We start from the raw sequence: 22,832 nt of genomic DNA, 5'->3' as shown, positions 1-22,832 counted from the left end.
TTTTAAGTTTATATTTAAGCTAAAATAAAATTTTGGAGATTAGCTTATTTCTAACGACCTAAAATAGTTTCAGTAAAGTTGAATAAGACAATTTGCGCATCGATCATTTTCGAAAATATATAAGAAAACATAAGTTCTACTGATAAATTAACTATTATATTTAATCAATCTCAATGATTGGTTACCGCTCATACGGGTAGAATTTAGCTAACTCAGTTTAATAGTAAATTTTAGGTTTAGGGTTTATTTGAGTTTTTTATTTCAAATTTGATATGCAGTTTACCCAATTCTTCATATGTTATTTGTATCTCTTTATTTATATCCATCTCCATAAGGCCATTAAATGAGCCGGTTATAAATACTTGATTTTTTTCTAACTTAAAGCCATTTGCAGATAAAAAATTAATGGCCCAATAAAGTGGAAGTTGAGGTAAATGACCAGGGTGCTGCCCTATAACATTAAAGCTCTTATCGCCTTCTTGCTCTACTATCAGCGTAATATTATTACTCTCATATGCTTTTTCCAGACTTATTTCTGGGCCGATATATACACCTTGATTAGATAATCCATCCGCAAGCTTTTCAAACTGTGTAGCTTCGTATTGCTTGCTAAACCTGTTTTCAATAAGCTCTAATGCTAAGTGCGCACGGCTTACGGCACTGTCTATTTGTTCATTTGTATATTCTTTTAATACAGTTAGGTCTTTATTTAGAACAAAGGCAATCTCAGGCTCTATCAGAGCTTTGTTATTTTTTGTATTTAATAAGCAAGTCTTAGTGGCATTAATTGGCTTATAAAGCAGTGGGGCTAAAGTAATAGCTCCTGTGCTTGATGGAAGCATACATTTCCAACCGTAAACGGTCTCATCATTTAGCTTTATCATCAATTTTTGAATTGCTAAAACGTCTTCAATCGATTCAATCGTAAACTCTTCAGGGAGATCAGAGGCGCCATTTCCACACTCTCTTTTGCTTAATAAGTGTGCTGCTATATCTGTTAATTGCTTTAAATCACTCAATTTATAATCCTTTGATTAGTATTAGGTTGAACATTAGCTATTTCACAAAAGAGTGTGAGCTTACATCCATATAGTAAATGTGGTAATAATATCAGACTTTCAATATAAACATATGATGTTTATATTTATGATTTAACCTCACTATTTTTGATATTAAATTGACCGAGTAAACATAATATGTTTATATTAAAGGTATGAGTGAACTTATATATTACGACCTAAAACAAACATCAGGAATGGCAGCAAGCCTTTCTGTGCAAGTTGCTAAAGAAATTGGCAGACGCATTGTGTCTGGATCATTTGAAGCCGGCAGTTTAATTGATGATGAAGATGCACTCGCTAAACGCTACCAAGTAAGCCGCGTAGTAGTACGCGACGCGGTAAAAATCTTAGTAAGCAAAGGCCTACTTGATGTACGCAGAGGTATTGGTACGCGTGTACTACCTCGTGATAGATGGAATATGCTAGACGATGACGTATTAGCATGGCATTTGTCAGCACCACCTAATCGTAAATTTTTAGAACAACTAATGGATGTGCGTTTGGCTTTTGAGCCAAAAGCTGCTCGCTGGGCTGCAGAGCGCGCACGACCTGAGGATTTAATTGAAATTGCAGCCGCATGCGAGCGCATGGCTAAAACAGATAACAGCGCAGAAGATTTTATTATTGCTGATTCTTTATTTCATAAGGCAATTATAAGAGCAGCACAAAATAGCTTTTTAGCTTCTATGGAAGGCGTTATTTATTCTGCACTTTTGGTTAGTATTAAAGTAACTAATAAAGACCCTCGCGATAACGGTGCATCTATTCCGTTTCATCGTGAAGTGTACGAAGCCATTGCTGCAAAAGATGGCGAAAAAGCTGAACTACTAACCGAAAAACTCCTCAAAGACGCCAGTTTTCGCCTTTCTGCGACAGTAAATAACAAATAGCCATTGTTTATTGTCGCAAATTCATATAAATAGTACGTATAAATAAATAATACGGACACTAAGATACTATGAGCGAATTAACATACTACGATCTAAGACGCAGCAGCGCCATGTCACCTAGCTTACCGGTACAGGTAGCTAAAGAATTAGGCCGTAGAATTGTTGCTGGCACATATACTCCTGGCACACTGATTGATGATGAAAACCGTTTAGCTGAACGTTTTCAAGTAAGTCGAGTTGTTGTTCGTGATGCAGTAAAAATTCTTGTTGGTAAAGGGCTTTTAGATGTACGCAGAGGCATTGGCACTCGCGTAAAAACGCGTGATAACTGGGCCCTACTTGATGACGATGTATTGGCGTGGCATTTAAGTGCTCCTCTTAACCCTGAGTTTTTAACTCAATTAATGGAATTTCGTTTAGCATTTGAGCCAAAAGCAGCAAGTGTTGCTGCTCAGCGTGCGACGCCTGAAGATATAAAAGCAATAGAAGATGCTTTAAATGAAATGCAAAGCTCAGTAAGCGATTTAGATAAGTATGTTATTGCTGATGCGCATTTTCATGGCGCTATTTTACGAGCTTCTCATAATGAGCTATTTATTTCTATGGAATGTGTTATTTTTTCAGCGCTACTAGTAAGTATTAAAGTAACTAATCAAAGCGCAGAAAGTAATCATGCTTCTATTCCGTTTCATAAAGAAGTATTTGATGCAATAGCAAAAGGTGACAGTGATAAAGCGCTCGCTTTAACCGAAAAGCTATTAGCTGACGCTAAAGCTAATTTAGCCAAGTTAATGGATATTTAAATTATTTTAAATAGCACCGCTAACTCATCATTTAATGTGAGAGGAATGATGAGTAGCGATGCAAGCACAACAACGTTTTATCGCAATTTAATTAAAGATAATATTCAGCATAATTTTTAGCATTAGTCGTAAATTCTTCTAAACCCATTCCAGCTTTATACAAGCCGCTTCCTAAACCAAAACCCGATGCCCCAGCATTAACAAATTCATCCTGGTTTTGAGGCGATACACCGCCCACAGGGTAAATATTAATTCCTGAAAGCACTGTAGTAATTGCTTTTAAGCCTTTTGGACCTGCTGTATCTGCTGGAAAAAACTTAAGCGCGTCTGCACCGGCATGCAATGCAGCAAACCCTTCAGTGGGTGTATAAAATCCTGGTACGCAGTACAGTCCTTTTAATTTACTAAAACGGATCAGCTCTACATCGCTATGCGGAGATATAATAATACGACCGCCCGCTTTAATAACTTTCTCAACTTCGTCTTTAGTAACAACCGTGCCTGCGCCAATAATGGCTATATCTGCGTATTTATCACTTAATAACTTAATACTTTTTAATGCATCAGGAGAGTTAAGTGGTACCTCTATAACGCGGTAACCAATATCAATAAGTACCTTTGCATAATCAAGCACTTCACTTGGTGTAATGCCGCGTAAAATAGCAACTAGTGGTAGTTGCTTCATAGCATGTGTTAACGAAATTAATGACATAATTGAGTTTCCTTTTCAGTGACTAAACCGGCCTGTACAGCTAGTGTAAACATGCCTTTAGTCGATGCAGTTGCACTGCTTAAAATAGAAGAAGTAAAGCCGAGTTCTTTTAACGCTTCACAATACAAAGTGTTTAAACTTGAGTTTCCAATTAAATAAACATGCTTAATGTCGTTTAGCTTACTTTTAATACCCGCAAGCTCAGCGCCAATAAGTAAGCCAGATAAGTAACTAGGTACGTTTTGCAGCGTTAATTGTTTATCTAGCTTTAAAGTACGTGCACTAAATAATGCACTTAATAAACTGCTCTGAATTTGACTAACACCAACGCCTTTTAAAAAGCTTGGCATATCTGTTGGTGTTTTACCTAGTGACTCTAACCCTTCACCTAAAATGCTTTGTTTGGTCAATAAATCAAATATTTCGCCGGTCATAAACGTACTAAGGCTCGTAATAACCGTTTTGCGGTGAGTATCTTTTGCAACTTGAACCCACTTAGAGTGAGTACCTGGTAAGCAAAACATAGTCTCACTTAAGGTTTGATTACTTAGCTCACCCGCTGTTTGCTCTACATCTAATACGGCACCAAATACTTGTACTTCTTCACCGCGCATTACATCGCATACATTATTTTCCATAACGTATTTAACACCCGGCACAATACTAATTTGTAAGCCTGCTTTATTATTTGCTTTACAAAGGTTTACGCTCATACTACCTAGATTAGCTGGCGTATTTACATAGCCTGTATCTTGCCAACCAATAGCACCGCCTACCATACCCGCCATAATAATCGGCGTTTTATGCTTTGATAACCAGCCTGATATATAACTAAGTAAAACGGTTTCTAAACAGTCATTTTTTATCGAAAGTACACCCTGCTCGCCATTAACAGTATCTAAAATGCTGCCTTTGCCATCGACTAAAAAAGCTCTAAAGTTAGAGCTTCCCCAATCAACCACAATTAATGCTGGTAAGTTGCTTTTGTTATCGCTCATAAGCTTTGCCCTTATTTATTAAATTGATACTTCGTAATGTTTAATAAAATCAAGGTCGGGCTCAATACCAAGGCCTGGACCTTGTGGTAGCGCAACAGTTCCGTTGTTATTTTTAACTTGCTCGTTAATGTTTAGAGACTCTTGCAATAACTGCTCTCTAAATAAGTTTGGTGTTGTATCGTACTCAAGCATAGGCTGTACAGGATGCGCAGCACCTGGTAAATCAGGCAGTGCAGCCAATAAGTGTAGGTTAGTGCCAACCGCAATAGCCGAGCCCCACACATGATTTATTACAGGTACAAAATGCGCATGAGCCATAGCTAATACTTTTTGATATTCGGTAATACCACCGAGTGCACACACTTCTGGCTGGAGTAAATCAACACAGCGGTTTTTAATTAAATCTCTAAAGCCCCAGCGTGTAAATTCAGCTTCGCCACCGGCAATGCTCATATCAAGTGCTTCACATAAATCGCGATAGCCTTGATGATCCTCTGGTGCTACTGGTTCTTCAAACCAGTACACGCCTAAATTTTGCAGCTCTCGACCTAGCGGAATCGCTTCTCGCGCTGTATATGCATGGTTAGCATCAACCATTAAACGCATATCACTGCCAATTCCTTTACGCACGGCCTCAACAAGCTTTACATCACGCTCTGGCGAAAGGCCTATTTTCATTTTCATGGCCGTAAAGCCCATTTCTTTAATGCGTTGGCTTTCTTCTGTAAAACGCTCTTCGAGGTTTGGAAACTTTTGTAGCATCATGCCGTAACCATAAGCCGGAATGCGGTCTCTAAAAGCCCCCCCTAGTAACTTATAAACGGGTTGATCTAAAAACTTACCTGCAATGTCCCACAGAGCAATATCTACACCAGATAAAGACTGAATAGGCATGCCTTTTTGGCCATGATCGCGCAGTAAGTTATAAACTTTATGCCAAATTACTTCTCTGTCGAGTGGATCCATTCCCAAAATCATAGGCTGAATTACATGCTCAACAATGGTTTTATTGGCAAACGCAACGCCGCCACCGCCAAAACATTCACCCCAACCTGTAATACCTATATCAGTACGAACCTCAACTAAATGCGCGGTGCGCTTAGCGTAATACTGCTGCGAATAACCAAGTTCTTCTTCAAGGTCGTACTGTAAAACGTGGCTAATAATTTGTGTGATTTTCATAGTCTGTTCCTTAAACCTTTAACGCACGAGAAACGCGTTTATATGCAAGGTAGTCATCTAAAGCTAACAACGAACAATCAACACCCACGCCCGATTGCTTAATACCAAAATGAGGTAAATTAATGCTGTATTTAATGCCGTTAACCTGTACTTCGCCAAAGCGTAAATGTTTTGCAAAGTAAGAAATGGTCTCTTCGTTACTACTAAAAATAAATGAACTTAAGCCAGCGTCCGTGTCATTTGCATCGCTAAGCACTTGTTCGTTATCACTAAATATAATAATGCTAATAACGGGGCCAAATATTTCGTCTTTGTATATTTTCATGCTCGAATCAACATTAGTGAGCACGGTTGGTTCATAAAAATACCCATTAACGCCGGCTGGTTTTTTACCACCTAATTGCAATTGTGCGCCATTTTGCTGTGCATCTTTGACTAGCTCATCAATCCGTTGCCATGAGTTAGCATCCATAACGGGGCCCATATCAATGGCCTCGTTTTTATCAAAACCGACTTTTACTGCTTTTGCACGAGTAAGTACTTTTTCAATAAATTCGTCTGCAACGCTTTCGTGTACAAATACACGATTTGGGGTAACACAAATTTGCCCTGCGTTGGCAAACTTAACACCACAAATTACATCGGCTGCGTTATCTAAATTTGCATCGCTACATACAATGGCGGGCGCATTACCACCAAGTTCCATTGAATAACGCTTGATTGACGTAGCTCCTGTTGCAATTACATGCTTACCCACATTAGTAGAACCAATTAAAGTAAGTACAGAGGGAATCGTTGACGCTGAAATAGCATCGCCTACGGTGCTATCTGTGCCCGAAAGTATGTTAACCACACCTGCTGGCAAGCCGATTTGTGCACATAATTCGCCTACAGCATAAGCAGACAAAGGCGTTTTACTTGATGGCTTTACTACAAGCGGACAACCCGAAGCCATTGCTGGGCCTAATTTATAAGCCAAATTTAATAATGGAAAATTCCATGCTAAAAATGCTGCAGCTACACCAATAGGCTCACGCGAAAGAACATGGCTGTGTGTACCTTCATTGTCTTTTAATTCTTCATCGGCGATATTAACAATGGCATCAGCGTAAAAAGTCAGGCTATCAACAAGCATTTGATAATCATCAGCTGTTGAAACCCACGGTTTTCCCATTTCTAAATGAACACACTCTCGAAGGTGTTCTTCGTTTTCGATTACAGCATCACGCAGTTTAAGCATCCACTGCGCACGCACCTTTGCTGATGTTGTTGACCACCTTGCAAATGCACTCTTTGCAGCATCGAGTGCTAACAAAGCTTCGTTAATACCCGCTGCTGATATTTGCCCAACGGCTTCAAGTGTTGCAGGGTTAATAACATCAGTTGTTACTTCACTGGTTATTAATTTACCGCCAATATACAGTTGTTTAGAAAGCATTCTGTCGCTCCATTATTATCTACAACACCCACTAGGGCTAAATGATTAAAGAAAGACTCACCGGCCTTAATACATACGAACTATTTAAACATATGATGTTTGAATGAGCAAACAGAAAATACATTTAGTTAACAAAAAAAATTAGCTGCCAAAATTTCGATTCGTTTCTTGCAACCGTTCCATGTTCACTACTTTGCATTGAATGATTTAAAGAGTCGTTGTTACCTATACACGGCTCAATACCTAATACAAAAGGAGCTGAAGCTCCAGTTGTAGACCAACCATTGTAATTAAACCAAAGCCCTAAGTGACTTATGTTTGTTGAAGAAAATTCAAACCCGCAGCTTTGCTGAGCTTTATCATCAATCAGTTTTACAATTATATTTTGATCTTTATAAGTGGTCGTATTTAAGTGTTTGCTAAAAACCTTACTTGCAAAACTACTGTTATAGGGCATGACTTTATTTAGCGGCGGGACTTTAGTTGAGAAATCACTCCAGTTAATAAAGGATCTATTAACGTTATAAAAACGACTAAGCCCTTCATCAACTTTAAACTCCATATGTTTGTTATTTATTAAAATACGCATCTCTGGTTCTACGGCAAAAATGGGATGCGCTGACCAAACAAAAGGGAGATTGTGAGTTGAGTTATTTTTTACAAGGTAATCAACAAGCAGCCGCTTACTTTGTTTTTTTAAGGTAAACGTTCTTATAAATGTAAAAGTAGAGTCAAAAACCTCAGCTTGTAAGCTAAGTATTATTTCTTCATCGTTAATATGGGTATTAGTTATTTGCCATGCTTGGCACCACAACTCACCGTGATCATGTGAAAAGTGCGTTTTATTGGGGATATGTTCGTACAACTGAGGAGTAATACCCGGAAAACATTCATCCCAACCACCGCTATCATGCTCAGAAAAATCATTATTTTTTGCAGGTTTTAAAGTGATTTGTTTATCGTGAGCAAGCCATTCTCTATTGTGTTTTAAGCTTACAATAGAGATGACTTTTGCACCCAACTGAGGAATGACTGTGATAGCAAGCTCACTATTTTTTAGCAAAATAGCCTCAAAACCATGAGCCTTACAGTGTGTTAAGTTAAGCACTTTAATCGTGATAAATTACAGAGCGGCCACCATCAATGATTAAGCTTTGCCCTGTCATAAAACTCGAATCTGAACTGGCTAAAAACACGGCTGGGTAAGCGATTTCTTCAGTTGTCCCATTTCGTTTTAGAGGATGTACATCGCCCATTGCTTTGCGTGAAGCTTGCGGGTCGTCTGTTTGCTCCCACGACTTAAACGCCATAGGTGTTTCTATCATGCCTGGGCACAGTGCGTTTACTCGTATATTGTGCTTTGCGTATTCAACGGCTAAGTTTTTAGTTAACCCTATAACCGCATGCTTAGTTACCGCATACGGAAAATACCCCGGTACAATTTTATAAGAATGTACAGAACCTACATTTATAATGCTGCCACGACCTAACTCTTTCATATGCTCAAGTACGGCTACAGCACACTGCCACATACCTTCAACATTAACCGCAAAGCTATCACGCCACATTTGTGGAGTAACGTCATCTACGTTTCGCCCAGGGCTAATTAAAGCGGCGTTATTAACTAAAATACTGGGCTTGCCGAGCTCATTAACTACTTTTTCAACCATGTTTTTTATAGCCGTTTCGTCGCTAATATCGGTATGAGCAAAAATAGCATCAAACCCTTTGCTTTTTAGCTCTGCTACAACACTTTCGCCCATTTCTTTATTTATATCAGCAACACACACTTTAGCCCCTTGCTCACAAAATACACGTGCTACTGTTTTTCCAATTCCATCGGCTGCGCCAGTGACAATAGCAACTTCGTTTAATAATCGTGATGACATAGTTATGTTCCTTATTTATTAAGCCCTGGGACCAAATCGCGTTCAATGGCTTCAATAGACTTGCCCTTAGTTTCGGGAAGTATGAATGCCATAACAATACAGCCCACAATAGCGACGCCTCCGTAATATAAAAACGTATTTGCTGCGCCCATGTTCTCTAATTGCCAAGGGAAAAACTGCTGAATACTCCAGCTAGAAATACTCTGTACTAATGCGGCAAAGGGTAGCGCAACACTGCGAACTCGGCTTGAAAATATCTCCGAGAATATCACCCACATTATTGGCCCTATCGACATATTAAAAGCGGCTAAAAATGCAAATAATCCAAATAGAACATACGCAGGGCTAATATTTATAGAAGCATTAATAATTGCACCGGTAACAACTGGTAGCTCTTTTTTACTGTAAATAGTGGCTAAATCTGCTTTTAGCGCAACATCAGTGCTGTATATTTTATTTTCGAAAACGTGCAGCTTTGTAATATCTACTTTTTGATCTGCAACTTTGGTTATTGCTTCACTGTTGAGTGAGTAAGTGGCATTTTCAAAGCCATACCAAATTGATACATGCGCAACAGCAATAAGCAGTAAACCGCTAATGGTTAATGTTCTTCTGCCGAGTTTTTCAACAAAGAATATGGCGACCAATGTAAATAATACAGATACTGCACCAAGTACTATTGTTTGTAAAAATGAGTTTTCGACGCTCATACCTATTTGTTCAAACACGGTAGGTGCATAAAACAGTACGGCGTTCATGCCGGTTGCGCCCTGCACTACCGCGTAACATACAGCAAGTAATACAACAAAACGCATAGGCTTACTAAACAATACGTTAAGTTGCTCTAGTGCACTGTTTTTTGAATCTTCTTGGATGGTTGCTTTAATATCATTAAGTACTACTTCGGTATCGGCGTTATTGATCCCCATACCTTTAAATACAGCGCGTGCTTCTTCATCACGTTTTTTGCTCATTAACCAGCGCGGCGATTCAGGAATTGTCATTAATAACGAAAACCAAATAATATTAGGCACTATTTCAAAGCCAAGCATATAACGCCAAATATTAGCTTCATTTAACCATTCAATTGAGCCCATATATTTAACAAAAAAGTAATTAACAACAAACGCAAATAAACTACCTAACGTTATAAGCAACTGATTAACTGATACAAATTTGCCTCGTTTATTAGCGGGTGCAATTTCACCAATATACATGGCTGAGACGGTTATGGAGGCAAATGCGACTCCTCCTATAAAGCGGCCAACAACCAGCATGGGGTAACTTACCGCAAAAGCAGAAATAACCGTTGAGAGTGAATACGTTAAAGCAATGCCAATAAGCACCTTTTTACGGCCAAATTTTTGGCATAAAGTACCTGTAAAAAACAGTGCGATGATTACGCCAACAATCGCGCAACCCACTACATTACCTGTTTGCAAACTAGTTAGCTCAAACTGCGAGCTAACATAGCGTAACGCCCCTGATATATTAGCCGCGTCTAGGCCAAATACAAATCCGCCAAATGCTGCAATGAGGGAGTACTTAATTGCTTTTGTTGATGGTGTGTGTGTGTCTTTCAATGTATTACCCTTAGTTTTATTTTTATACTTTTACTGTGTTGGTAATGAGTGCTCTACAACATATAAAAGAATAACATTGATAGAATTAATGAAAACAATATAAACATATGATGTTTATATGTGCAATATGTTTTTCCTCTCACATTGAACTAATGAAAGAGGAAAAATTAATATCTGAAGTAAATATGTAAAATTAAAAGCCGTCTATTTTAACGCAAGGCTCAAATACGCCTTTTACTGCATTTTTAAATGCAAGCGTAGCACCGTGAGGTATAGCATCAAATGGGGTATCTTCTAGGCCACATTGTGCTGACGTTACGTAAAGTGTTGTACCGTCATCGCCAAACGCTGGGCAGGTAGGCCGAGGTGTTTGAGTCGCTAAGCTTTGAATTACCTTTGCTTTGGGCGATATGCAATCTACACGTGCGCCATCCCAAAGCGCAATCCACATGTTGCCTTCGCAATCAATTACACCGCCATCAGGTGATACAGCTGAGCTTGAATAGTCATAAAACAACACACTTTCTCCTATTGGCGACCCCGTAAGTGGGTCGACGTCAAATCGGTAAATTTTTTGCGTTTTTGAATCTGCGTAATAAGCTCTAGCACGCGACTTATCAAAACAAATACCATTAGGTATGGTTAAATCACTAACAACTTGAGTAAGTACGCCGTTGTGAAAACGATATATTGCCCCTTCGTTTTCGTGAGCATCGCCGTGCATTGTGCTTATCCAAAACCCACCCCACGGATCGGCACGCCCATCGTTACTGCGGTTGTCAGGTTTATCTGCTTCAACGCTGCACAAAAAAGTTTGCTTATGCGTGCTGGTATTATAGGTATTTAGGCCTTTATCACTTGCTAGTAATAGGGTTTCATTGTTTACCCAAGCCAGAGCGGTAACCATATTATTTAAGCGTTGCTCAACTTTATGGTCGCCTTTTTTGCTGTGCAAAATGTGGTTTGGAAAATCAACCCAATAAAGCGTTTGTGTGATCGGGTGCCACAAAGGCCCCTCGCCTACAAAATTTAGTGTGTTGTCAATAACAGTCGCTGTAAGTGTATTCATTTAATTCTCTAAACAAGTTACCAGTTAGTATGAGAACCATCACGCTTTGATAAATGCGGCGCTTCGGTCTCTACAGGGGTTGCCAATCTAAACGCGGCTTCATTCACTTCAACACCTAAACCAGGTACTTCAGGAATAGTAAACTTATTGCCTGTTAACACATGCTGCTTAGGAAAAAGAAGTGGATCATGAGCGCCAAACTCACTAAACGGACCTTGGTGTGTTTCCATTAAACCTAAATTTGGCAGCGCTGCTGCAAAGTGATTTGTTGCCGCTGTACACACAGGGCCAAGCGGGTTATGTGGCATAACATCTATATAATGTGCCTCAGCCCAACCAGCCACTTTCATCGCCTCCGTTAAGCCACCAATGTTACACACATCTACACGTAAATATTGAGTAAGCCCCTGATCTATATAAGGCTTAGCTGCCCATTTAGAACTAAACTCTTCTCCAATCGCAAAAGGAATATGCGTTAAAGTACGCAGCGTTTTATACGCATCAGGAGATTCATGACGAATAGGCTCTTCAATAAAATCGAGTGTATCGGGCTTTAAACGTTGGCAAAACGAAGCTGCCTCAGCCACGCTTAATCTGTGATGGTAATCAATACCAAGTGTAATATCAGGCCCAAGTACTTTACGAAGCTCATTTAAGCAACGTGCCGTTCTGGTAATAGATTCTTGAGGCTCAAAAAACTGTAAATCGTCAAAACGGCTCGGTATCACTCTTATTGTTGTCCAACCAAGTGCAATAAGTGCTTTAGCTTCTTTAACTAAATCGTCAAATTTATCAGGATCGGCCTCTGTATAGCAACACGCAAAACACGCTATGTGCTCGCGTTGTTTGCCCCCTAACAACTGATATACAGGCACTTGTAGTGACTTACCTAAAATATCATAAAGAGCAATATCAATCGCTGAAATAGCAGCTGTAATTACACGGCCTCCTTCAAAGTAATGACTACGGTAAAGCTCTTGCCAAATACGGCCAATTTTACGCGGATCTTGCCCTTTTAAAAATCCAGCAAAGTGATGTATCGCGCCAATAACTGCTTGTTCTCTATTTGATAAGCCCGATTCGCCCCAACCAACTACGCCACATTCGGTTACTACTTTTACTAAAAGCTGATTACGTTTTCCTACGCAGCCTAAGAGCGCTTCAACAGATTCTATTTTCATTATTATTACCTATGCGTTATTAAGGTTGAGTTGCTGGTAAACGGTATTTATCCATGCGGTCTATATCGTATTTTTCGTATTTTCTTTTTAATAACCAGCGCGGACGCTCTAACGTTAATTCCCATTCAAACAATGATTTAAACATAGTTTTAACACGTTCAGGATTTTTTGCTGCTAAATCTGTTTGTTCACTAATGTCAGAGCTTAGGTCGTATAGCTCAGCAGGTCTGTCTGGGTAACGAATAAGTTTCCAATCGTTATCGCGTATTACAGCTCTATTTTCTTTTTTCCAGTACATTACTTTATGTGGGCGTGCTGTGTTTTTACCTTGAATATAAGGAAGTAAATCAACACCATCAATATCATTACCTAACGCTTTACCTTGTGCGGCACTGTAAAAAGTAGGCAGTAAATCTAGTGTGCTTACTGGGTAGTCGTAAGTAGAACCCGGTTTAATATGCTTTGGCCAGCTAATTAAAAATGGTACACGAATGCCCCCTTCTAACTGGTTTGATTTAGTCCCTGCAAGTGGTGCATTATTTGATGCGTTTTTATCAGATGGGCCACCGTTGTCATTTGAAAAAACCACAATAGTATTATCATCTAAGCCTAGCTCTTTAAGTTTATCAAGTACATACCCACTGGCTCTGTCTAGCCCTAGGGTCATAGCAGCAAGCTCTTTACGTTTACCCGTTAAGTGTGGAAACTTAGCTAAATCTTTAGGATCTGATTCAAGCGGAGTGTGTACCGCGTTAAAAGCTAGGTAGATAAAAAAGGAGTCATCTTTGTTTTTTTCAATGTATTTAGCGGCTTCTTTACCTAACTCATCGGTTAAGTACTCTTTTGGCTCTTCGTAATTACCAAAGTCGCGCTCTAATTTTTTATCAAAAAAATGTTTGTTTCCATTCTTCATTTCTTGTTCTGAATAGTTAAAGTAGCTTCTATCGCCACCTCTAAACCCTAAAAAGGTATCAAAACCACGTTTTAAAGGGTGAAACCTGTCGGCGTCACCTAAATGCCACTTACCAAATACCGCTGTTTTATAGCCCTGCTCTTTAAGGTAATCGCCCATTGTTTTTTGATCTAATGGCAAGCCCATATCTGCACCTTTAAGTGCTGAGTTATCGCTCATAAAACCAGGTACGTTAATTTCCTCGTAACCAAAACGTTGCTGGTACTTACCCGTCATTAAACCTGCGCGTGAAGGGCCGCAAGTAGAATCACTTACGTAACCTTGAGTAAATCGAACACCGCTTTGGGCAAGTTTATCTAAATTAGGTGTTTTAAGCTGCGTACTACCTTGAAAGCCAAAATCACCAAAACCTGCGTCATCAGCAAAAATTAAAACAATATTAGGTTTTTCTGTTTGTGCTTTTGCCATTGCATTAGCACTAACGCAAAAGCCTAAACATACACAAAGAAGAACAAGTAGCTTATTCATCACAGTTTCCTATTTAATATAATAGTTAAGCACATAACTAAAAAACATTAATTACACCATAGCTAACATATTGGTTATATTAGACTATTACGGCTAGTTAATTTAATGGTTGAGTTGTAAATAATGCGTTTATAAATCACAATATCGCTACACTAAACAAAACATAACAATATTGCAAACATATGATGTATGATATTTTGAAATTAATTTTTCAATTTCTCACTATTACTTAAGCTTAATAACAGCGTCAGCTTAAAGGCAAAGCTCATTTATTGAGTACTTAGCTGCGGCCTGTTATTTAGTTTTAAGTATGCATTGGTGTGCTATTAAAGGTGGATTCTAAAATGATAAATATAAAAAACAGCCTTTTTGTTGTTCTTTTTTTATGCAATTGTTTTTCAGCGATTGCAAATGATGAGTGCCAGTCTTGCCATCAACAACAAACCCTCGATTGGAAACAATCAGACCATGCAAGTTCAATGGCTTTAGCCAATAAAGATACCGTGCTTGGTGATTTTAATAATATAACCGCGACCCACTTTTCTCAAAAAGCCGTGTTTTATAAAGAAAAAGAAGCCTTTTTAATTGATTTGACCGAGCAAGGCACTAAAAAAACGTATACCGTAAGTTATGTATTTGGCTTTAAGCCACTGCAACAATATTTAATTGAAGTTGAAAAAGGTAAGTACCAGGTATTTCCTTTTGCATGGGATAGCCGCGCTAAATCACTAGGCGGCCAGCGTTGGTATGCCAACTACGCTAACGAGGATGTAAAACCTAACGACCGTCTCCATTGGCTGCAACCTCTACAAAACTGGAACGGCATGTGCGCCGATTGCCATTCAGATAATTTAAAGCGTAATTACACTACTGAAAAAGAAAGCTTTGATACCCACTTTTCAAATATAAATGTGGGCTGTAAATCTTGCCACAGCGATATAACGGATGAACATAAAACTAAAAAAATAATAAAGACAGCTCAAACAAGCCCTACCAATATGTCGCAGTGGAAAATAATTGGCGATAATAAAATTGCTACTTGGCAAGGTGAGCCCCGCGATAACAGCTTTATGCAAGGCTGTTATGCATGCCACTCGCTTAGAAGCCCGCTGACTGATGGTTTTGATAACGGCCAAGCGTTTTTAGATCAATTTAGCCCTTCTTTTTTAGAACCGAATTTGTATCACGCCGATGGCCAAATTAAAGAAGAAGTGTATGTGTTTGGCTCTTTTGCACAAAGTAAAATGTACAAAGCCGGGGTTAACTGTGTTGACTGCCACGATAAACACACCATGAAAGTTAAAACTAAAACAAATGGGCTGTGCTTACAGTGCCACAGTGCCAGCGAATACAACAAACCCGAGCATCATCGTCATAAAGAACAATCAACCGGGGCTCAATGTGTTAGTTGCCACATGCCAACTAACAGATACATGGGCGTTGATGACAGGCGCGACCACAGCTTTAAAATTCCGCGCCCTGACATATCAATAAAATATGATACACCCAATGCGTGTGTGCAATGCCACGACGGTCAAACAAATGAGTGGGCAGCAAGCACACTTGAAAAATGGCATGGTAAAGCACCGGCATTAAGTGCAAGCGAGCACAGTATGCTTGAATTACGCTCATTAAAAGCGATATCGCAAAATGCACATATGAGCTTGATTAATGACTTTTCGTTAAACGAAATAGACCGCGCCAGTGCAATTGCCTATTTAGGTAATTCAGGCGCTGAGCTAAACGATGCCACAGTAAAAAGTTGGGTTAACTCGCCGCTTCCGCTTATTCGCTTAGCGATTGCTAAAGTGGGCTTTTTACTCCCCGAAGCAGAGCGCTTAAAAAGCTACAAGCAACTATTAACCGACAAATTAAAGTCGGTGCGTGTTGCTGCAGCGCAAAACCTGAGCCAAACAACAGCGCAATTAAGCGGACTTAATCAATCAATTATAGATCTTGCACACGCCAATACTGTAAATACATGGCGCGGTGAAGGCAACATCAATCAAAGTATGCTCGCGCTTAATAAACAAGACATAAAAGGTGCTATAAAGTCGTTACAAAAAGGCATTAGCGTAGACCCTTACTTTGATGCGAGTTATGTAAATTTAGCTGATATTTATTATCGTCTTGGTCAAACAGCGAAAATGCAAAGCACGTTAAATAGTGGTTTAAAGGCAGTACCTACCTCTGCGTCGCTGAACTATGCAAACGGTATGGCGCTTATTAGAAGCAGTAACAAACCCGCTGCGGTTGATTCGTTTAAACACGCAATGGCACTTGAGAGTAATAACGTGCAATACGCTTATTTATACTTTTTAGCACTAGATAGCATTGGCTCAACAGCGCAAGCCGTGAGTGAATTAAAACTCAAAATAGGTGCTTATAATAATGCGCCGCAGCTTAAAAATTTAGGAATGAGCTTTGCTCAAAAGCTGAAAAATGCTGAGGATTACTACTTTTTTGCTCGTTTAAAGTAAATTTTAAATATGTTTTTAGCTAGCCTATAGATATTTTTTATAGCTTTAAATTCAATACCCTAAATTAAATCCCCTTGTATTATTTGCACTGTAATACAAGGTTGCTCACTCTTTTTTATAAGCAACATTTGATAAACAAGTATTCAACATATTGCAAGTGCAAACATCATATGTTTAAATTGTTAGAATGAATCGTGCTAATTATTATTTTGTCATTCGCTGTTAATATTTAATTAAGCAACAGTAAATAACCTTTAATTGGCCTGGTTCTATATAACAGGTACTGCAAAGCACTATCTGCACACACAAGATAATTATAAAGAAATGGAGTGGTTAAAATGCTTAAACACAGTAAATTGCACACAGCAATATTGCTTGCATGTTGTTCTTTATCAGCTTTCACATATACAGTATCAGCTCAAGAAGAGGCACCTACGAAGCAAGTTAAAAATGATGATGATATCGAGATTATTTTAGTGAGCGCACAAAAACGTGACCAAGCACTAAAAGAAGTCCCGTCTTCAATTGAGGTATTAAGTGGTGATTTAATTCAAGAGGTAGGTATAGATAACGGTTTTGATTTAGTTACTTATCTACCTGGCTTTGGAATTGATGACAGCAGTGAAATTCGAACTACAACATTAAAAACACGCGGTATAGGCACTTTTACAAACTCTATTGGCTTGCAATCATCAAACTTAGTAGTGATTGATGGCGAAGTACTACCTCGCCAATCTATGCTTAATCTACCTATTTCAGACGTACAGCGTGTGGAAGCTATGCGCGGCCCGCAAGGTACGCTATTTGGCCAAAACACATCAACAGGCCTATTGCATTACGTAACTAAGAAACCGCAACTAAATGAAGTTGCTGGCAAGGTAAGAGCACAAGTTACCGAATTTGATGGCACCGATTTTAGCGGTACTATTAATATCCCCCTTAACGAAAACTGGGCTGCTCGATTTAATGCACAATACAGCGATATAGATGGCTGGATAAAAAACACCATGCCAGGCGAAGAAAATTACGATATTGGTGCTAAAGAGACTAAAGCGGGCCGTGGTCAGCTTTTATATGATAATGGCGAAGAATTAAATGTTCTATTTCGTTTAGAGTACTCAGAGACAGACACAAACTGTTGTTCACTCACTCGTTTAGGTGGAATTAACCCAGACTTTGGTCCGCGCCCTATCGTTAATGTAAAAGACGATGGTACTATTGAAGGTACTACCTATAACCGTGTAAATCCTGAGTCTACCTTTGAAGAAGCGGGCGGCCCAGTTACAGCCAGAAATGCAGAAGCCAATTACGGTAAAACCGAAAACTTTGGTTTTTCTATGTCAGCTGACTATTACTTAAATGATGAAATTACTCTTAGCTATAATGGTAGCTACAGAGACTTTGATTTATATAATAGTTCTGCATTTTTTACTGTAAACTTTCCTGTAGAGCGCACGGCCTTTGGAGGTAACGAGTCGGTTGACGTAATTCAACAAGAATTTCGTATTTCGTCTTTTAACAACGAAAAATTCAACTGGGTTTTAGGCCTTTTTTATCACGATACAGATGGTCAACGCTCTGAAGTAAGAGATGGGTGTATTGCAGGTAACCGTGGCTTTATTGAAGGCGGTGAATTAACAGGGTGTTATTCAAAACAATCGACCGATGCTTTTTTAGCTAATTATGCAGCCACAGGCGATGATGACCGCTCATTATTAACGCCGTCTCGCTTACTTAACAGTGGTGACTTTACCACCAGCTTTGAAAATATTGCCGTTTTTGGTCAACTTGAATACCAAATTACCGAGCAGTTAGACGCTACATTTGGTTTTAGATTACTTCATGAAAAAGGCGAAGCCACATTTGCACGTACAGACCTAGCTACGCCAAGTACAGGCACAGGAATGGACACGTTTGATCAAGTACTTGAACTTTCTAAAACCGATCCATCACTTATTAAACGCCAAGACGACCCAACTAAGTTTTCAGACTCAGACACTGCCTTTATTTATAAAGCGGTATTAGGGTATGACTTTACTGACGATATTCGTGGTTATGTAAATTACTCAACTGGCTATAAAGGGGCATCTTACTTTGTAACAACAAATACAGATCCTGCTGAAGCTGATAACTTCCCTACAGACCCTGAAAACTCATCAAACTTTGAAATTGGTCTGCGTTCAGCTTATTTTGATAACGATTTACTGTTTAACTTTACTTACTTTGATATGAGGGTTGAAGATTATCAAGTACGTGCCAGCCGCGTAATAGATGAAGACAATAACATTATATTTGCAGGTTATGTAAACGCAAACGAAGCCCGCTCTACCGGTATTGAAGCAGATGTTGTAGTTAAGATTACAGACAACTTTAAGTGGTCATTTAACTATGCATATTTTGATGCTCGTTACGAAGATTTTGCAGACACTCCTATTAATTGTCCTGCAGATGATGGTGGTTTACTTGCCTCACGTTGTACAACCGATGCAACAGGCCGTCAGAGCTTTGATCAAACAGGCTTATCATTCCCTAATAATGCCGAGCAGCAATTTTTAAGTACTATTTCGTATAATACAAAAATTGCTAATACAGGCTGGCGTGCAAATACCCGTGCGGTTTGGCGTTACAATGGTAGCCATACTAAATCAATTAATGAACTTGCTTTTGGTGAATCAGCAAACCCATCTTCAAGCATTTGGGATGGCTACTTAACTGTTAGCAAAGATAACGTTAAGTTGAGCGTATTCGTTAAAAACTTATTTGATAAGTCTTACACTACTCGCCAACGTATAAACTCTGAAGGTTTTGGTGAAGCGTTTTACCCTCGTGATTGGAAACGTTATGTAGGTGCAAGTGTTGAGTATAGCTTTTAGTAAATAACGAAAACTGAATATAAAAAAATAGCGCTAATTAAGCGCTATTTTTATACCTGCATTTTATTACTTACAACGGCTCTTTTCTTCCAACTAACTCCCCGTTAGCATCGTTTATAACCGCATTACTAATATCTACATGTTCATTATTACTCCAACGAACTGATACATTATTTATCTTTGTACACGTACCTAAACCAACGTGTAGCTTGCTGTTTTCGCTTTGTGAAAATCCGGCACCTGTTGCGCCTACAACACGTTTATAAGTTTGCCCACACGCTTTTATAGTCGCAGTAGCTCCCAATGCCGACACACCAGCGTTAGGTGAGTAACCAATATTAGTGACTAAAAAATTATGCTGCGCGTCTAAAACTGTGTTGTTGGTAAATAAATGCCAACGCCCGCGCTCGTTTGAGTAAATTAAGTCAAGGTCGCCATCATTATCGTAATCAAAGGCCTGTGCACTGCCCCCTGTTGCTCCAAGCTCAGTTGAAATAACACCATGCTTTTGTAAATCCTCAAAGCCTTTACCTTGCTGATTTAAATATAGAAGCTGCTCGTTAGCTTTTGCCGGGTTACCATAACGCAATACAAATAAGTCACTCCAACCATCGTTGTTAAAATCTCCGGCTACAGCACTGGTTGTAGGTTCGCTAAGATTAATATTGAGTTTGGCTGTTGCATCAACAAATTTACCTTGCTGATTTTCTAATAATACCGCTGGTAATGGCTCAAGCCCTTTTACTTTGGGTGAATTAGTCACTCTTTTAATAACACCGGCTGTAGGCGATTTAGTATCCCCCGCTACGCGCCAAGTATCGTTACCTAAGTAACCTATATATAAACCTTTTTTATTTAGCTTTTTAGGCCAGCCAGCAGCTTGCTCTTTTGTTACCTGTACCGTACGTTCACTACCGCCATGCCCTTCGAGTGTTAAAGGCGCACTATTTTTACCAATAAACACATTAAAATGGGGGTAAGCCATTTGCAGGTTTTCTATTTCAAAATTACCTTGGATTTTAAAATCTTCAAATTTAAATGCTTCGTTACGAGTAAAAAAAGCAAAATTTTGAGATTGAGCGTCATAAAAAGTATGTTGTTCAAATTGGTGTTTAGCGCGGGTTAAAAATAAATCAAAGTCACCGTCATTATCAAAGTCGATTTCGGTCATGCTGCTTACATGGCTAATATTGCGATTATTTCCTAGTACAGCCTTACTTTTATTTTTATAACCTAAATCAGATTTACTCTGCGCTGCAACAATGTCATCTCCACCGTAAAAAAATAAATCATCGTGCCCGTCATTATCAAAATCACTAACTAAGGCTTTATATCCAAGCCATTTTGCAGTAGGTAAGTAATCGACAAACTTAAACTGATTATGCCCTTCGTTTTTATATATATGATTAGCTCCCTTTTTTTGCTTCTTAAGCGGAAAAGCAGAGAGCATTAAATCTAAAGTGCCACTGTTATTACCATCAATTAATTTAACCGCACGTCCGCGTGTACGTTCAAAATCATCAAATGTTTCCCCTCCTTCAACAGTACGGTCATGATTTATTTGAAACGATACAGGTAAACGCGGTTTTAGGCCTCCACCACCGCCTTGGGCTATTATTAAATCCATTCGACCATCTAAGTCATAGTCAGCAGCAGCAACGCCGTGTGTATCGCCTTTAATAATTACCTGTGGTGCTGAAAATGTATTGTTTTTGTTATTCCAAAAAATTTTTACTGCGTGAGTATGCTCAGTAATTAATACATCTTGATAGCCATCTTTATCAAAGTCCGCAATTAGTGCGCTGTCCCATTTACGACGCGATAGCGGCTCAAAAGGTATAATATTGTGCGATTCGCTAAACATTAATTTATTACTGCTATTTTCACTTAGCGTTTCATTACTTTGCTTTTGAGTAGTGTTACATCCATAAAGCAGAACACTTGTAGCAATCACTGATAAACAAAATAACGTGTTTGCTGACTTAATATTTTTTTTCATTTAACTCATTCCTTACTTAACTGACTGTAACGGTTTTTGCTGCCACACACGGATGTATTCAATTTCAAAGTCGACTACACCATCATCTTTTTTGCCCTCAGGGCTATTACGTTCAAGCTCTTCTTTGCTTTTTGGTACGCCATGCCAAGGAAAAGTCTCCTGATCAAGCCATAAAAATAATGGCTTAGTGGCTACATAGCCTTTATCAACCCCGCGATGCTGTTTTGCCCAGGCATCAGCTTGTGCTGCAGATACATCGCTAAATAATTTACCGTCAACATAATATTTAATTCCATCAGCGCTCCAATCAATTCCATACACGTGAAAGTCATCGGCTACTCTAAAACCTAAGTCTTTTCGTTCTGTGTAAGTGGGCTTGCCCATGACCTTTTTATTCCAATCGCGAATTGACCACCATAATTCACTGTCTATGTGATCTTTTTGAGGATCGAGCGAATCGCCAAATAATTCAAAAAAATCAACTTCTAACTTTTCGCCCATCGACCAAAATGCACTACTAACTTGGGCATCAGCGGCTTTACTTTTAATTTCTATGTATCCGTACTGAAAAGACTTTCTGCCAATAAAGCATGCCGTCGTGAGGTTTTCGTATTTAAGTGCATCGCCAAACACGGGCTTATGTATTTTTTCTTCAAAAGGAAAGTCGGGTTCCCAACGTGTCTCGAGTTTTAGTTTGCCATTTTCTAATCGGTAGTTATTACCCGAAAATTGCGAAGGTGCTCGACCTTTCCATACTTTTTTATTTGGCTTATCAGGGTGCTTATAAACGGGTTTACCGTTTTCTATTTTACCCACAATGTACCAACGTTCTTCATCGATAGTGCTGGCTTCAAATTCATCACTTACTTGAGTGTTTAAAACCCACTCGCCTTCATTTAGGGGATCCGTTAGTGGAAGTAGTAACTCATTAGCCGAAACGCTCTTACTACCAAAAAACATCAGTATACTAAGAGCAATTACACTTATTGCTGGCTTTTTAATGTGTAAAGTATTCATATAAAATTTTGCATCCTATAAATCAGATTTTAAAATTAATGTTAGGGAATATTTAGGGCGTGTTGATCTTTGTGTATTGAAATTTGTTCAATCTAGGGGCGATTAAATCGCGGCGCGAGGTTTGTAACCTAGTGGGCTAAGTAAAAACCGAGTAAAGCTTCCGCGTCCTGCTCACGCCCCTTACCTACATCCATGTAGGCAACAAAGAGTTTATCG

17 protein-coding genes are annotated in these 22,832 nt (G+C 39.0%); 4 read left to right on the top strand and 13 right to left on the bottom strand.

The genetic code is table 11. The features are described from left to right. Positions 1-236 precede the first annotated feature (236 nt). Entirely contained in the window at positions 237-1,019 is a 783-nt protein-coding gene (locus CWC11_RS13250) for a 2-keto-4-pentenoate hydratase (protein WP_138683064.1), read from the bottom strand. A 194-nt stretch (positions 1,020-1,213) separates the two neighbouring features. On the opposite strand from CWC11_RS13250, the gene CWC11_RS13245 reads away from it, so the two are divergent. Further along, positions 1,214-1,951: a FadR/GntR family transcriptional regulator gene (locus CWC11_RS13245; RefSeq protein WP_138683063.1), complete on the top strand. Its 738-nt coding sequence runs from the start codon at positions 1,214-1,216 to the stop codon at positions 1,949-1,951. A gap of 68 nt (positions 1,952-2,019) precedes the next feature. Next, positions 2,020-2,754 carry a FadR/GntR family transcriptional regulator gene (locus tag CWC11_RS13240; RefSeq protein ID WP_171038427.1) on the top strand — a complete coding sequence of 245 codons (735 nt, stop codon included), beginning with the start codon at positions 2,020-2,022 and terminating at the stop codon, positions 2,752-2,754. Positions 2,755-2,845: 91 nt separating this feature from the next. On the opposite strand, the gene CWC11_RS13235 is transcribed toward CWC11_RS13240, so the two are convergent. The 10 genes from CWC11_RS13235 to CWC11_RS13190 all read right to left on the bottom strand — a co-directional run bounded on the left by CWC11_RS13235 (position 2,846) and on the right by CWC11_RS13190 (position 14,247). Then, entirely contained in the window at positions 2,846-3,466 is a 621-nt protein-coding gene (locus CWC11_RS13235) for a 2-dehydro-3-deoxy-6-phosphogalactonate aldolase (protein WP_138683062.1), read from the bottom strand. Then, a complete protein-coding gene (locus tag CWC11_RS13230; RefSeq protein ID WP_138683061.1) occupies positions 3,457-4,464 on the bottom strand; it encodes a 2-dehydro-3-deoxygalactonokinase in 1,008 nt (335 codons plus the stop codon). The genes CWC11_RS13235 and CWC11_RS13230 overlap by 10 nt, the downstream gene beginning before the upstream one ends. Positions 4,465-4,482: 18 nt before the next feature. Then, the gene (locus tag CWC11_RS13225; RefSeq protein ID WP_138683060.1) at positions 4,483-5,646 is read right to left on the bottom strand and encodes a mandelate racemase/muconate lactonizing enzyme family protein; all 1,164 of its coding nucleotides are present in this window, start codon (positions 5,644-5,646) and stop codon (positions 4,483-4,485) included. A 10-nt stretch (positions 5,647-5,656) separates the two neighbouring features. Then, positions 5,657-7,084 (bottom strand): NAD-dependent succinate-semialdehyde dehydrogenase, encoded by a 1,428-nt coding sequence (locus CWC11_RS13220; RefSeq protein ID WP_138683059.1) that lies wholly within the window; start codon positions 7,082-7,084, stop codon positions 5,657-5,659. A gap of 124 nt (positions 7,085-7,208) precedes the next feature. Then, positions 7,209-8,192: an aldose epimerase family protein gene (locus tag CWC11_RS13215; protein ID WP_138683058.1), complete on the bottom strand. Its 984-nt coding sequence runs from the start codon at positions 8,190-8,192 to the stop codon at positions 7,209-7,211. 1 nt (position 8,193) lies between these two features. Further along, entirely contained in the window at positions 8,194-8,973 is a 780-nt protein-coding gene (locus tag CWC11_RS13210; RefSeq protein WP_024594147.1) for an SDR family NAD(P)-dependent oxidoreductase, read from the bottom strand. Positions 8,974-8,984: 11 nt separating this feature from the next. Beyond that, complete coding sequence (locus tag CWC11_RS13205) at positions 8,985-10,556, bottom strand: sugar porter family MFS transporter (protein ID WP_138683057.1); 1,572 nt, start codon at positions 10,554-10,556, stop codon at positions 8,985-8,987. Between the two features lie 193 nt (positions 10,557-10,749). Beyond that, positions 10,750-11,625, bottom strand: coding sequence for an SMP-30/gluconolactonase/LRE family protein (locus CWC11_RS13200; RefSeq protein WP_138683056.1), 876 nt, complete (start codon positions 11,623-11,625; stop codon positions 10,750-10,752). Positions 11,626-11,642: 17 nt separating this feature from the next. Further along, positions 11,643-12,806, bottom strand: coding sequence for a mandelate racemase/muconate lactonizing enzyme family protein (locus CWC11_RS13195; protein WP_138683055.1), 1,164 nt, complete (start codon positions 12,804-12,806; stop codon positions 11,643-11,645). Positions 12,807-12,825: 19 nt separating this feature from the next. Next, a complete protein-coding gene (locus tag CWC11_RS13190; RefSeq protein ID WP_138683054.1) occupies positions 12,826-14,247 on the bottom strand; it encodes a sulfatase in 1,422 nt (473 codons plus the stop codon). 344 nt (positions 14,248-14,591) lie between these two features. Here CWC11_RS13190 and CWC11_RS13185 point away from each other — a divergent pair, with 344 nt between their 5' ends. Both CWC11_RS13185 and CWC11_RS13180 read left to right on the top strand, forming a co-directional pair. Then, positions 14,592-16,727 carry a multiheme c-type cytochrome gene (locus tag CWC11_RS13185; protein ID WP_138683053.1) on the top strand — a complete coding sequence of 712 codons (2,136 nt, stop codon included), beginning with the start codon at positions 14,592-14,594 and terminating at the stop codon, positions 16,725-16,727. A 338-nt stretch (positions 16,728-17,065) separates the two neighbouring features. Then, positions 17,066-19,600 carry a TonB-dependent receptor gene (locus CWC11_RS13180; RefSeq protein WP_138683052.1) on the top strand — a complete coding sequence of 845 codons (2,535 nt, stop codon included), beginning with the start codon at positions 17,066-17,068 and terminating at the stop codon, positions 19,598-19,600. A gap of 70 nt (positions 19,601-19,670) precedes the next feature. Here the strand turns inward: CWC11_RS13180 and CWC11_RS13175 are convergent, their stop codons facing one another. Both CWC11_RS13175 and CWC11_RS13170 read right to left on the bottom strand, forming a co-directional pair. Then, a complete protein-coding gene (locus tag CWC11_RS13175) occupies positions 19,671-21,599 on the bottom strand; it encodes a CRTAC1 family protein (protein ID WP_138683051.1) in 1,929 nt (642 codons plus the stop codon). Between the two features lie 12 nt (positions 21,600-21,611). Continuing rightward, positions 21,612-22,616: a family 16 glycosylhydrolase gene (locus CWC11_RS13170; protein WP_138683050.1), complete on the bottom strand. Its 1,005-nt coding sequence runs from the start codon at positions 22,614-22,616 to the stop codon at positions 21,612-21,614. Positions 22,617-22,832 lie beyond the last annotated feature (216 nt).

It is taken from the genome of Pseudoalteromonas sp. S3178 (assembly GCF_005886985.1).
In the GTDB taxonomy this organism is placed as follows: domain Bacteria; phylum Pseudomonadota; class Gammaproteobacteria; order Enterobacterales; family Alteromonadaceae; genus Pseudoalteromonas; species Pseudoalteromonas carrageenovora.
This window is presented reverse-complemented; position numbering and strand designations above follow the sequence as displayed.

What these genes read in the sequence shown, in the direction of transcription:
- CWC11_RS13240 (WP_171038427.1), top strand. Translation starts at nt 2,020, where the DNA reads ATGAGCGAATTAACATACTACGATCTAAGACGCAGCAGCGCCATGTCA.
- CWC11_RS13195 (WP_138683055.1), bottom strand. Translation starts at nt 12,806, where the DNA reads ATGAAAATAGAATCTGTTGAAGCGCTCTTAGGCTGCGTAGGAAAACGT.
- CWC11_RS13185 (WP_138683053.1), top strand. Translation starts at nt 14,592, where the DNA reads ATGATAAATATAAAAAACAGCCTTTTTGTTGTTCTTTTTTTATGCAAT.
- CWC11_RS13235 (WP_138683062.1), bottom strand. Translation starts at nt 3,466, where the DNA reads ATGTCATTAATTTCGTTAACACATGCTATGAAGCAACTACCACTAGTT.
- CWC11_RS13200 (WP_138683056.1), bottom strand. Translation starts at nt 11,625, where the DNA reads ATGAATACACTTACAGCGACTGTTATTGACAACACACTAAATTTTGTA.
- CWC11_RS13210 (WP_024594147.1), bottom strand. Translation starts at nt 8,973, where the DNA reads ATGTCATCACGATTATTAAACGAAGTTGCTATTGTCACTGGCGCAGCC.
- CWC11_RS13190 (WP_138683054.1), bottom strand. Translation starts at nt 14,247, where the DNA reads ATGAATAAGCTACTTGTTCTTCTTTGTGTATGTTTAGGCTTTTGCGTT.
- CWC11_RS13230 (WP_138683061.1), bottom strand. Translation starts at nt 4,464, where the DNA reads ATGAGCGATAACAAAAGCAACTTACCAGCATTAATTGTGGTTGATTGG.
- CWC11_RS13225 (WP_138683060.1), bottom strand. Translation starts at nt 5,646, where the DNA reads ATGAAAATCACACAAATTATTAGCCACGTTTTACAGTACGACCTTGAA.
- CWC11_RS13170 (WP_138683050.1), bottom strand. Translation starts at nt 22,616, where the DNA reads ATGAATACTTTACACATTAAAAAGCCAGCAATAAGTGTAATTGCTCTT.
- CWC11_RS13245 (WP_138683063.1), top strand. Translation starts at nt 1,214, where the DNA reads ATGAGTGAACTTATATATTACGACCTAAAACAAACATCAGGAATGGCA.
- CWC11_RS13180 (WP_138683052.1), top strand. Translation starts at nt 17,066, where the DNA reads ATGCTTAAACACAGTAAATTGCACACAGCAATATTGCTTGCATGTTGT.
- CWC11_RS13220 (WP_138683059.1), bottom strand. Translation starts at nt 7,084, where the DNA reads ATGCTTTCTAAACAACTGTATATTGGCGGTAAATTAATAACCAGTGAA.
- CWC11_RS13175 (WP_138683051.1), bottom strand. Translation starts at nt 21,599, where the DNA reads ATGAAAAAAAATATTAAGTCAGCAAACACGTTATTTTGTTTATCAGTG.